General features: G+C 54.8%; 10 protein-coding genes. 9 read left to right on the top strand and 1 reads right to left on the bottom strand.

The genetic code is table 11. The annotated features are described in order from the left end of the window. The first annotated feature begins 88 nt into the window (after nucleotides 1–88). From B9Z35_RS07505 to B9Z35_RS07465, 9 genes are all read left to right on the top strand, one after another. Nucleotides 89–2,206, top strand: coding sequence for a 3-hydroxyacyl-CoA dehydrogenase NAD-binding domain-containing protein (locus tag B9Z35_RS07505; RefSeq protein WP_233246508.1), 2,118 nt, complete (start codon nucleotides 89–91; stop codon nucleotides 2,204–2,206). A gap of 25 nt (nucleotides 2,207–2,231) precedes the next feature. After that, nucleotides 2,232–3,419: an acetyl-CoA C-acyltransferase gene (locus B9Z35_RS07500; RefSeq protein ID WP_108283083.1), complete on the top strand. Its 1,188-nt coding sequence runs from the start codon at nucleotides 2,232–2,234 to the stop codon at nucleotides 3,417–3,419. Between the two features lie 13 nt (nucleotides 3,420–3,432). Next, nucleotides 3,433–4,620, top strand: a complete 1,188-nt coding sequence (locus tag B9Z35_RS07495; RefSeq protein WP_108283082.1) for an acyl-CoA dehydrogenase family protein — start codon at nucleotides 3,433–3,435, stop codon at nucleotides 4,618–4,620. A gap of 29 nt (nucleotides 4,621–4,649) precedes the next feature. After that, nucleotides 4,650–5,786 carry an acyl-CoA dehydrogenase family protein gene (locus tag B9Z35_RS07490; RefSeq protein ID WP_108283081.1) on the top strand — a complete coding sequence of 379 codons (1,137 nt, stop codon included), beginning with the start codon at nucleotides 4,650–4,652 and terminating at the stop codon, nucleotides 5,784–5,786. Nucleotides 5,787–5,798: 12 nt separating this feature from the next. Continuing rightward, nucleotides 5,799–6,599, top strand: a complete 801-nt coding sequence (locus tag B9Z35_RS07485) for an oxepin-CoA hydrolase, alternative type (RefSeq protein WP_108283080.1) — start codon at nucleotides 5,799–5,801, stop codon at nucleotides 6,597–6,599. Further along, the gene (locus B9Z35_RS07480) at nucleotides 6,596–7,834 is read left to right on the top strand and encodes a CaiB/BaiF CoA-transferase family protein (protein WP_108283079.1); all 1,239 of its coding nucleotides are present in this window, start codon (nucleotides 6,596–6,598) and stop codon (nucleotides 7,832–7,834) included. Before B9Z35_RS07485 ends, B9Z35_RS07480 begins: the two co-directional genes overlap by 4 nt. Nucleotides 7,835–7,882: 48 nt before the next feature. Next, complete coding sequence (locus B9Z35_RS07475) at nucleotides 7,883–8,854, top strand: tripartite tricarboxylate transporter substrate binding protein (RefSeq protein ID WP_233246507.1); 972 nt, start codon at nucleotides 7,883–7,885, stop codon at nucleotides 8,852–8,854. A gap of 62 nt (nucleotides 8,855–8,916) precedes the next feature. Beyond that, on the top strand, nucleotides 8,917–9,867 hold the full coding sequence (locus tag B9Z35_RS07470; protein ID WP_233246506.1) for a tripartite tricarboxylate transporter substrate binding protein: 951 nt from the start codon (nucleotides 8,917–8,919) through the stop codon (nucleotides 9,865–9,867). A gap of 38 nt (nucleotides 9,868–9,905) precedes the next feature. Next, nucleotides 9,906–11,087, top strand: a complete 1,182-nt coding sequence (locus B9Z35_RS07465) for an acyl-CoA dehydrogenase (RefSeq protein WP_108283076.1) — start codon at nucleotides 9,906–9,908, stop codon at nucleotides 11,085–11,087. Nucleotides 11,088–11,188: 101 nt separating this feature from the next. Here the strand turns inward: B9Z35_RS07465 and rpoH are convergent, their stop codons facing one another. Further along, complete coding sequence (rpoH, locus tag B9Z35_RS07460) at nucleotides 11,189–12,112, bottom strand: RNA polymerase sigma factor RpoH (protein WP_108283075.1); 924 nt, start codon at nucleotides 12,110–12,112, stop codon at nucleotides 11,189–11,191. Nucleotides 12,113–12,182: the final 70 nt, after the last annotated feature.

The raw sequence follows: 12,182 nt of genomic DNA, 5'->3' as shown, positions 1-12,182 counted from the left end.
GACATAGCGTCAATAAAGATTGTTATTGTCAAGAAATATTATCTGACAAACTATCGCATCAAAGATAAAAACAATCAGGAGCTCCAGTTTGACCACCGAATCTGAAACAAACGTCGTACGCACATCCAAAGACGGTGACCTGTTGGTTGTCACGATCGACCACCCACCAGTCAATGCCATCAGCGTGGATGTGCGCCGTGGCTTGATGGCTGCGATGGATGAAGCTGAGGCGGATGCCGCCGTGAAGGGCGTTTTGATTGTGGGCGCGGGCCGCGCTTTTATTGCGGGGGCTGATATCCGTGAGTTTGGTCGCCCGCCCATGCACCCCATCTTGCCCGAGGTGTGCAACCGCATTGAAGCGTGCACCAAGCCAGTGGTGGCTGCCATTCATGGCCCCGCTTTGGGCGGTGGCTTAGAGGTGGCCATGGCGGCGCATTACCGTTTGGCTATGCCCGATGCCAAGTTGGGTTTGCCCGAAGTTCAACTCGGTTTGCTGCCAGGCTCTGGCGGCACGCAACGTGCCCCGCGCTTGATGGGCGTGGAAGCTGCTGTTGAGTTGATGCTCAGTGGCCGACACATGAAAGCCCAAGAAGCGGGGGACTGCAAACTGGTTGATCAGTTGGGCGAGGGCACGGATGTGCTGCAAGCGGGCCGGAGCTTTGCACACGCGTTGTTGGCCGACGGTGCGCCTGTTCGACGTACGCGTGATTTGGATGCGTTCAAAGTGGGCTACGACCATCAGCTGGAAGTGCTCGCCAAAATCCAAAAAGACGTTGAAAAGAAATCGCGCGGTTTGTTCTCGCCACTCAAGGTGATTGTGGCGGTGCGTGCTGGTTTACAAATGGCGTTTGACGAAGCACTGGCCAACGAACGCCAATTGTTTTTGCAATGCATTGACAGCCCACAGCGTGCAGGTTTAATCCATGCCTTCTTTGCAGAGCGTGAAGTGGTGAAGGTGCCAGAGGTCAAAAGCGTCGCTCCTCGCCCAGTGACAAATGTGGGCGTGATTGGCGGCGGCACTATGGGCGCGGGCATTGCTGTGTCGGTGCTCGATGCGGGTTTGCCAGTGACCATGATTGAGCGCGATGACGAAGCTGTGGCCAGAGGCAGACAGAACGTCGAGAAGGTGTACAACGGTTTGATCGCCAAGGGACGCATGACCGAGCAAGCCAAAGCGCAAGTGATGGCGCGTTTCAGCACCAGCACGAACTACGACGCTTTGGCGCAAACCGACTTGGTGATTGAGGCGGTGTTTGAAGAAATGTCGGTCAAGAAGGCTGTGTTTGCAGAGCTTGACCGCGTGTGCAAACCCAATGCGGTGATTGCCACCAACACGTCGTATTTGGACATCAATGAAATCGCTGGCAGCATTTCGCGCCCGCAAGATGTGATTGGCCTGCACTTTTTCTCGCCTGCCAACATCATGAAGTTGCTTGAAATTGTGGTGCCTGAAAAGGTGAGCGCAGACGTGGTGGCCACCGCATTTAGCTTAGCCACGCAGCTCAAAAAAGTACCCGTGCGTGCGGGTGTGTGCGATGGCTTCATTGGCAACCGCATCTTGGCGGTGTATCGCGCGGCGGTTGATCACATGATGGAAGACGGTTGCTCGCCCTACGAGATTGATGCAGCTATGCGTGAGTTTGGTTACCCCATGGGCCCGTTCCAAGTATCCGATTTGGCCGGCGGCGACATTGGTTGGGCCACACGCAAACGACGCGCAGCCACGCGTGACCCGAAAGCGCGTTATGTGCAAATTGCCGATCGCATTTGCGAGCGCGGCTGGTTTGGTCAAAAAACGGGGCGCGGTTATTACCTCTACCCCGAAGGTTCTCGTGCAGGTGTGCCAGACCCCGAGGTGTTGCAAATCATTGATGCAGAGCGTGTGCGCGCCAACATCCAACCGCGTGCGTTGACGCCAGAGCTGATCGTTCGCAAATACATGGCGGCCATGGTCAACGAGGGTGCGAATGTGGTGCACCAAGGCATTGCGCTGCGCCCCTTGGATGTGGACGTCACGTTTGTGCACGGCTACGGATTTCCGCGATATCGCGGCGGCCCTATGAAGTACGCCGACATGGTGGGCTTAGAAAACATCTTGGCCGACATTCAAGAATTCGCCAAACAAGACCCCTTGTTTTGGCAAGCATCGCCACTGCTGGAGCAGTTGGTGAAAGACGGCAAAAACTTTGACAGCTTGAACCGCTGATCAGACATTCATTGAAGGATTATTTATGCGTGAAGCGGTCATTGTTTCCACAGCTCGTACACCACTGACGAAGTCGCACCGAGGTGAGTTCAACGCCATCTCTGGCGCAGAGTTGGCCTCACACGCAGTGAAGGCTGCGGTGCATCGCTCAGGTGTTGATGCCCAGTTGATTGAGGATGTGATTCTGGGTTGCGGTTATCCAGAGGGACGCACGGGCCGCAATGTGGCACGCGCCAGTGTGCTGCGTGCGGGTTTGCCATTGCAAATTGCAGGTGCCACTGTGAGCCGTTTTTGCGCTTCGGGTTTGCAAGCCATTGCCACAGCAGCGGGCCGCATTGTGGTGGACGGTGCGCCTGTGATGGTGGCCGGTGGACTAGAGAGCATTTCGGGTTTACGCCGCGGCCCTGGCACCACGGTGGACGATGGCATTGACCCATGGATGACGCAGCACAAGCCCGACTTGTATTTGCCAATGATTGAGACCGCAGACATTGTGGCTAAGCGCTACAACATCAGCCGCGAAGACCAAGATCGTTTTTCAGTCGAGAGCCAACGCAAAACATTAGAGGCACAAGAGGCCGGTCGTTACAAGGAAGAAATCATTTCCGTCACCACCACCATGGCCGTGACGGATAAGGAAACCAAAGAAGTGTCGTACCAAGAGGTGACGGTCGACCACGACACCAGCAACCGCCCCGGCACAAACTATGAATCCTTGGCCAAGCTGCAGCCCGTGCGTGGTGAAGAGCACTTCATCACTGCGGGCAATGCATCGCAACTGTCAGATGGTGCTGCCGCCTGCGTGATGATGGATGGCAAGCTTGCCTCTCAGTTGGGCTTGCAGCCCTTGGGCGCATTTCGTGGCATGGCACTGGCGGGATGCGAACCTGACGAGATGGGCATTGGCCCTGTGTTTGCCGTGCCTAAGCTGTTAGCACGTCATGGCCTGACGGTGGACGACATTGATTTGTGGGAACTCAACGAAGCCTTTGCCTCGCAATCCATTTACTGTCAAAAGACATTGGGCATCCCAGACGAGCGATTGAATGTGAATGGTGGCGCGATTTCTCTAGGCCATCCATTTGGCATGACGGGCGCACGTTTGGCGGGCCACATTTTGTTAGAGGGTAAACGCCGCAAAGCCAAGTGGGGCGTAGTCACCATGTGCATCGCGGGTGGCATGGGTGCCGCAGGCTTGTTCGAAATATTCTGACCAAGAGACCGATATGGATTTGAACTTTACCCCTCAAGAAGAAGCGTTCCGCGATGAAGTGCGTGCCTTTTTGGCGCAGAACCTATCGGCTGATTTGTCAGCCAAAGTGCGTGCCGGAGAACATTTGTCCAAGGCCGAGATGGAGGGCTGGCATGCCAAGCTCAACGCACGCGGCTGGCTGGCCAACCATTGGCCCGAAGAATGGGGCGGCCCCGGTTGGAACGCAGTTGAAAAATTTATTTTTGAAAACGAATGTGCCTTGGCACATGCACCGCGCATCGTTCCGTTTGGCGTGAGCATGTTGGGACCGGTGTTGATGAAGTACGGCAGCGAAGCGCAAAAAGCACATTGGCTGCCACGCATCTTGGATGGTTCGGACTGGTGGTGTCAGGGGTATTCAGAGCCAGGATCTGGTTCTGATTTGGCGTCGGTCAAAACCTCAGCGGTGCGTGATGGTGATCACTACATCGTCAATGGCCAAAAAACTTGGACCACGCTGGGGCAACACGCCAACATGATTTTTTGTCTTGTGCGCACAGACCGCGAGGCCAAGTCGCAATCGGGCATCAGCTTCTTGCTGGTGGACATGACGTCACCCGGCATTGAGATACGACCCATCATCACCTTGGACGGTGCGCATGAAGTGAACGAGGTGTTTTTCACCGACGTCAAAGTGCCAGTGGCCAACTTGGTGGGCGAAGAAAACAAAGGCTGGACATATGCCAAATATTTGCTCACCTACGAGCGCACCAACATTGCAGGTGTTGGCTTCTCTGTGGCTGGCCTAGAAAAACTCAAAGTGATCGCAGACCGTGTGCGCTGCAATGGCAAGCCTTTGTCGCAAGATCCCTTGTTCGCGGCACGCATGGCCAAGGTAGAGATTGACCTAGAGAACATGAAGACCACCAACATGCGTGTGATTGCTGCCGTGGCAGGCGGTGGTGCGCCAGGCGCTGAGAGTTCGATGCTCAAGATTCGTGGCACTGAAATTCGCCAAGAGATTTTGTCGTTGACGCGTCGTGCCATGGGGCCTTATGCCGCACCTTATTTGCAAGATGTGTCCGATGCTGAACCGCCCTTAGGTGATGAGGCTGCGGCGAAGGCAGCATCGTCTTATTTCAACAACCGCAAGTTGTCGATCTTTGGTGGCTCGAATGAGATTCAGAAAAACATCATTTCCAAAATGATCTTGGGCCTGTGATGGCTGGCTGCGTGTGAAAGGAACAACAAATGAATTTTGAACATACCGAAGACCGCCGCATGCTGATGGACAGCCTGAACCGTTTTGTGTCGGAGCAATACGGCGCAGACGTTCGCACCCAAATCGCCTATGGCGCAGAAGGACACAGCCCTAAGTTGTATGCGCACTTAGCCGAGTTGGGAACCATCGGCGCCTTGTTTCCCGAAGAGGTGGGTGGCTTTGCTGGCGCAGGCTTTGACATCAGTGTGGTGTTTGAATGCTTGGGCCGAGGCATCGTGCCCGAACCTTTGTTGGGCGCGCTGCTGGTGGGCCGTGCGTTGATGTTGGCAGGCAGCGATGCCCAAAAAGAACAGCTGCAAAGTTTGATGGACGGCACGGCCATTGCCGCCTTGGCACATGACGAACCAGGTGCACATCATGAGTTAAACCATGTGACCACCACTGCCAAACGTGAGGGCGCACATTGGGTGCTCAACGGCGTGAAAGGCTTGGTGAGCTTTGGTGAAAAAGCGGATTACTTGCTGGTGTCTGCGCGTACCTCGGGGGCGACTGACAGCGACGCAGGCATCAGCTTGTTCCTCGTGCCTGGTCAGGCAGCAGGTATCAAGTGTCGGTCGTTCAACCGCATTGATGGCGGTCGCGCTTCAGAGTTGGTTTTTGATCATGTTCAAGTACCCGCCGATGCGTTGGTGGGATCTGAGGGCGCAGGCCATGCAGTGTTGGAGCGTGTGCGCGGCTATGCATTGCTGGCCTTATGCGCCGAGGCTTTGGGCGCGATGGATGTGGCCAAAGACCAAACCTTGGAATACCTGCGCACACGCAAGCAGTTTGGTGCGCCCATTGGTAGCTTTCAAGCTTTGCAGCACCGCATGGTCGATGTGTTGTTGGAGGTCGAGCAAGCGCGTTCTGCGGTCATCAATGCTGCTGCAGCCGTTGATGAGCAAGACCGCGTGGCCCGTGAAAAGGCCTTGGCGGCAGCCAAGTACAGTATTGGTCGTATCGGCACCCTAGTGGCTGAGGAGAGCATTCAGTTGCATGGCGGTATTGGTATGACCTGGGAGTTACCCCTGTCTCACTACGCCAAGCGATTGGTGATGATTGACCATGAGTTTGGTGACGAGGACCATCACTTGGCACGTTTCATCGCTTTGAGCCAAACGCACTGACTAAGGAAATACATGTCGCAAGTATTAGTGACCCGTCGCGAAGGTGCTGTGTTGGTTTTGTCCAATAACAATGTGGCTGCGCGTAATGCATTGAGCGTTGAGTTTTACACCGCTATGGGGGAAGCCTTGAGCGATGCTGCTAATGATCCTTCCGTCGGTGCAATTGTGCTAACTGGTGAGGGCGGGTATTTTTGTTCTGGAGGTGACCTTCGCCAATTGGCAAAGCGCCGTGAGTTACCTGTCCAGGAACGTCGTGTGCGACTTGAGGGCTTGCATGATTTGATTCGTGCGTTGCGTGACTGTCCCAAGCCCGTGATAGCAGCTGTCGAGGGGGCCGCAGCAGGGGCGGGGCTTTCTTTGGCGATGGCATGTGACATGTTGGTGGTTGCCAAAGATGCCAAGTTCAGCGTGGCCTATGTGAAGGTGGGACTCACGCCCGATGGTGGTGCGACGGCTTTTCTGGCGGAGTTTGTGTCTCGGCAAGTGTTGACCGAGTTGTGCCTGACAGGTGCGCCTCTCAGCGGTGAGCGCATGCATGCTTTGGGCGCCGTCAATCGGCTGGTGGACTCAGGAAGTGCACTGTCGCAGGCGATTGTCCTGGCCACTGAAGTTTCAGAAGGTCCGCTGCAGGCTATGAGCCGCATCAAAAGCTTGTGTCGTCATGCGATGCGAAATTCTTTGGATGATCAACTTGAACTCGAAGCCCAGTTCATGGTTGAGGCCATGGGCAGCGATGAGTCCTTGGAAGGCATTCATGCCTTTTTGAGTAAACGACCACCCAATTACACCCAACTACGTCAGGTCCGCGAATGAGCACATCTACTTCACATCCGGAACACGATTTGCCTTTGGCAGGCATTCGTGTCTTGGACCTCTCGCGTGTGTTTGCGGGCCCCATGTGCGGCATGGTCTTGGGTGATTTTGGTGCGGAGGTGATCAAGGTTGAGCACCCAGGTCGAGGCGACGATACACGCGATTGGGGTATTCGCATTGGCAAGACCGAGACGACTTACTACAACAGCATGAACCGCAATAAGCGGTCCATCACGGTGGATCTTCAGTCGCCTAAAGGTTTGAAAATCATCCACGCCTTGCTGCCGCAGTGCGATGTGGTGATTCACAACTTTAAGACGGGCGGCGCCGAAAAACTCGGCATTGGTTATGAGCAGCTCAAAGCCATCAAGCCCGATTTGATTTATTGCGCCGTGGCCGGTTACGACACCAGTGGGCCTGAAGCGAGCCGACCAGGCTACGACTTGGTGATTCAAGCTGAGGCTGGCTTGATGGCGCTCAATGGCGATGCTCAAATGCCGCCCTTAAAGTTTGGCGTGGCCGTGGTCGATTTGATGACGGGCATGTATTCAGCTCAAGCAATTTTGGCGGCGCTGTTGCGCCGTGAGCGCCGTGGTGTGGGGCAGCTCATTGAGATGGCCTTGTATGACTGTGGTTTGTCTGTCTCAGGCTATTACGGCTTGGATGCTTTGCAGCTTGGCCATGACCCCGAGCGCTATGGCAACGCGCATCCTTCGATCGTGCCCTATGGCATGTACGAAGCAGCAGATGGCCCCTTGATCATCGCCGTGGGCAACAACGCACAGTTCGATAAGTTTTGCCGCCAAGTCATCATGCGCCCAGACATTGTGGAGAACCCACTGTTTGCCACCAACGTGGAGCGAGCCAAAAACCGCAAAGAACTTGGGCCCATGCTCAAAGCCTTGATTCAGTCGTTCCCGCGAGAAGTGCTGTTAGAGCGCTTAAAAGTTGCAGGCATTCCCTGCGGCAAAGTGGCAGGCTTGCACGAGGCCTTGACGAGTGAGCGAACACGCCGTGGCCGCATGGTGCAAGACATGGCGCATCCTGTGGTGGGCACCACACCTGTGTTTGCACCGCCTTACCGTTTGGATGGGCAGCGCTTGCCGATACGCAGCGCACCACCCACACTGGGCGAGGGCACACGCGCTGTGCTGCAAGAACTTTTGGCGATGAGTGATAGTCAACTTGAAGCGTTGCAAGCTGCTGGTGTACTGACCTTGCCAAACAACGGATGACCCTACTTTTTGGAGATGCCTATGCTTTCTAAACACACAATGCGTTGCATGTTGCGCTGGGTCTTGATGGGGGCTCTGTTCGGTGGGCATGCCATTGGTGTGCAGGCGCAGCAGGGGAGTGCAACTGACAAAGCCATCAAACTGATCGTGCCATTTCCAGCAGGCGGCCCGACAGATACAGCCTCGCGCATCGTCGGACAACGCTTGGCTGAACGTCTCAAACAAACCGTGGTGGTTGAAAACCGCGCAGGCGCTTCAGGCGCCATTGCCGCCGCACAAGTGGCCAAAAGCACACCTGACGGCAACACCTTGATGATGTTGGCCACGCCCACCATGCTGGCGCCTCACTTCAACAAATCGGCAGGCTACGACACCACCAAAGATTTCATGCCTGTGGCCACCGTGTATGACTTGCCCATCGTCATTGTGGTCAACCCCACACTGCTGCCTGATGTGACCGACTTGTCCAAGCTCATCGCGCACGCCAAAGCGCAACCCAAGCCCATGAACTACACAAGCTCAGGCGTGGGCAGTTTTGGCCACCTCAGCATGGAGTTGTTGCAACAGCTGGCTGGTTTTGAAATGCAGCACGTGCCCTACAAAGGCGGCGTACCCGCCATCACCGACACGATCGGTGGCGTGGTGCCCGTGATGTATTCAGATTTGGTGGCTGCGTTGCCACACATCAAGTCGGGCAAGTTACGAGCGATTGCCATTGGCTCACCCCAACGGGTGAGTGTGGTGCCCGATGTGAAGACGATTTCTGAGCAAGGCATCAAAGGCTATGACGCGGTGTCTTGGGGCGGTTTGCTTGTCGTCAAAGGCACCCCCAAAGCTGTCGTGGATAAATTAGCCATTGAAATACAAGCCATCTTGTCTGAGAAGGAAGTGCAAGAACGATTGCGCGAAGCAGGTTGCATTGCCAACTTTGAAGGACCCATTCAAATGGGACAACGTGTTCAGAATGACTACGCCAAGTGGGGGCGGGTGATTAGAGATCGAAGCGTTTCTAACGATTGACAAAACAGGAGACAACCTTGTTAAAGAATAAATCACGTCGTCAATTAATGGTCAATGCTGCTATGGCATTGATGGCAACTTGTGTGAACTTTTATGCGCACGCACAGACCTACCCATCAAGGCCAATTAAGTTGATCGTTCCGTATGCACCCGGCGGCGCTACAGACATCATTGCGCGTACTCTGGCTGAAAAACTTTCGGATCGTTTAGGGCAGCCTGTCTTGATCGACAACCGAGCTGGAGCTGGCGGTGTCACGGGCACAGATACCGCGGCTAAATCTGCGCCTGATGGCTACACCTTCTTGATTTCACTGGGCACCACGATACTCATCAATCAGTTTTTGTACGAGAAATTGCCCTACAACCCCAGCCGTGACTTTGCGTTGGTATCGCAACTGGCTTTGGCCCCTGTCACGCTATTGGTCAACCCCAATTCACCCATCAATAATGCCAACGACTTGAAGGCGCATATTCTGAAGAACCCAAAGAAACTCTCTTATGGTTCTTGGGGCATGGGCTCATATGCCCATTTGGCAGGTGCTTACCTCAGCCAAAATTTGAATGCAGACATGACGCACGCCGCCTACAAAGGCGAGGCCCCCATGTTGCAAGACTTAGTGGGCGGACAAATTGATTTCGCCTTTGCCAGTGCGCAAACTGCAAAGCCGTACATCGATGGTGGCAGGTTGCGTTCCATCGCGGTGACAGGTGAGCAGCGTATGAGCGTGTTGCCCAACGTGCCCACCATGCGTGAGCAAGGACTCAAGGACGACATCTTTCGAGTGACGGGTTGGATCGCGATGGCGGCCCCTGCCAAGACCCCAAATGATGTTTTACAACGCGTGTCAGCTGAGGTACGCGCCATTGTGGCGTTGCCAGAAACACAAGATCGAATTAATAAGATGGGGTTCATGCCTGTGGGCAATACGCCTGAGCAGTTCTCTGTTGTTTATAAAACCGAATCTCCTGTGTGGGAGCGTGTGGTGAAGTTGTCTGGCGCAAAGCTGGATTGATTCTTTAATTTCCAATTTTTTAGCAAGAAAGTCATCCGATGAGTTCTACCAATTTTTCTTGGGCTGATCCGTTTCAACTCGATGCGCAATTGACCGCCGATGAGCGTCAAGTCAAAGAGGCCGCTGCAACATATTGCCAAGAGCGCTTAGCACCTCGCGTGCTTGAAGCTTTTCGTCACGAAAAAATGGACGCCACCATTTTTAGAGAAATGGGAGAACTCGGCCTCTTGGGTGCCACGATTCCTGAGGCTTATGGCGGTGCAGGCTTGAACTACGTGTGCTATGGCCTTGTGGCGCGCGAGGTGGAGCGTGTGGACTCGGGCTATCGCTCAATGATGAGCGTGCAATCGTCTTTGGTGATGGTGCCGATCAACGAGTTTGGCTCTGAAGCGCAAAAGCAAAAGTACTTGCCTAAGCTCGCCACTGGCGAGTGGATTGGTTGCTTTGGTTTGACAGAGCCCAACTACGGCTCAGACCCCGGCAGCATGATCACGCGAGCCAAGAAAGTAGCGGGTGGTTATTCGCTGTCAGGCGCCAAGATGTGGATCACCAACAGCCCCATTGCCGATGTGTTTGTGGTTTGGGCCAAAGATGATTCAGGCGCGATTCGCGGCTTCATTTTGGAAAAAGGCTGGAAGGGTTTGAGTGCTCCCGCCATTCACGGCAAAGTGGGTTTGCGTGCATCCATCACCGGCGAAATCGTGATGGACGAGGTGTTTGTGCCAGAAGAAAACGCCTTCCCTGATGTGCGCGGACTCAAAGGTCCGTTCACGTGTTTGAACAGTGCGCGCTATGGCATTGCTTGGGGCGCACTGGGTGCGGCTGAGGACTGCTTCCACCGTTCACGTCAATACGTGATGGACCGTCAGCAATTTGGTCGCCCACTCGCAGCCAACCAACTGATTCAAAAGAAGCTGGCCGACATGATGACGGAGATTTCATTGGGCTTGCAGGGCTGTTTGCGTTTGGGCCGTATGAAAGACGAAGGCACTGCTTCGGTGGACATCACTTCCATCCTTAAGCGCAACAGCTGCGGCAAGGCGCTGGACATTGCGCGCATGGCCCGTGACATGATGGGCGGCAATGGTATCAGCGATGAGTTTGGTGTGGCGCGCCACTTGGTGAACTTGGAGGTGGTCAACACCTACGAGGGCACACATGATGTGCATGCGCTGATCTTGGGGCGTGCCATCACAGGGATTGCTGCGTTCAGTAATTAACACTGGGTGTCATCATGCGATGACGATTGAAAAAAGGGCCACCATGTAAAACATGGCGGCCCTTTTTATTTTGTTGTCTGGCCTATCGCGGCCTTGGTGCTTTAAGCATATTCAGCCAGAGCAGCTTTCATCTTCTTCATGGCAGCCACTTCGATTTGGCGAATGCGTTCAGCGCTGACGCCGTATTCGGCTGCCAAGTCGTGCAGCGTCATGCCGCCCGAGCCGTTGTCTTGTACTTTGAGCCAACGCTCTTCCACGATGCGGCGACTGCGCTCGTCGAGCACGTTCAGCGCAGCGGCAATGCCGTCAGAGGCCAACACATCGCGCTGGTGCGCAGCCATCATGGCGGTGGGCTCGTGGTTGGTGTCGGTCAAGTAGGCGATGGGGCCAAAGGCTTCGTCGCTGTCTTCGTTGGGCGTTGGGTCTAGCAGCACATCGCCGCCGGACATGCGCATTTCCATCTCCAGCACTTCTTCGGGCTTGACGTTGAGCTTGGTTGCCACCGCATTCACCTCGTGTGGGTTGAGGGTGTTGCGATGCGTGTTGTCGAGCGCGTCAGACTTGAAGCCCTGCTTCATAGAACGCAGATTGAAAAACAATTTGCGCTGGGCTTTGGTGGTGGCCACCTTGACCATGCGCCAGTTTTTCAGGATGTATTCGTGAATTTCGGCCTTGATCCAGTGCATGGCGTAGCTCACCAAACGCACGCCTTGATCGGGGTCGAAGCGTTTGACGGCTTTCATCAAGCCGATGTTGCCTTCTTGAATCAGGTCTGCATGGGGCAGGCCGTAGCCCAAGTATTGGCGTGACACCGAGATCACCAAACGCAGGTGCGAGAGCACCAGCTTTCCAGCGGCTTCGAGGTCGTTGTTGTCTTTGAGTTGACGGGCAAACTCCTGCTCTTGCTCAAGCGTGAGCATGGGCAAGCGGTTGGCAGCGGTGATGTAGGCATCAAGGTTGCCCAGCGACGGTACCAAGCCCCAAGGATTGGTGATAGCGTGTGGCTGTTGGGTGATTGCAGTCATTGAATTAGTCCTTTCGGATAACTAAAACGTATATTAGCACTCCTGCACCAAGAGTGCTAAACCCTGCTGA

Source organism: Limnohabitans sp. Jir61 (genome assembly GCF_003063545.1).
In the GTDB taxonomy this organism is placed as follows: Bacteria; Pseudomonadota; Gammaproteobacteria; order Burkholderiales; family Burkholderiaceae_C; genus Limnohabitans.
The sequence above is the reverse complement of the archived record's forward strand: the minus strand, read 5'-3'. Positions and strand labels throughout refer to the sequence as shown.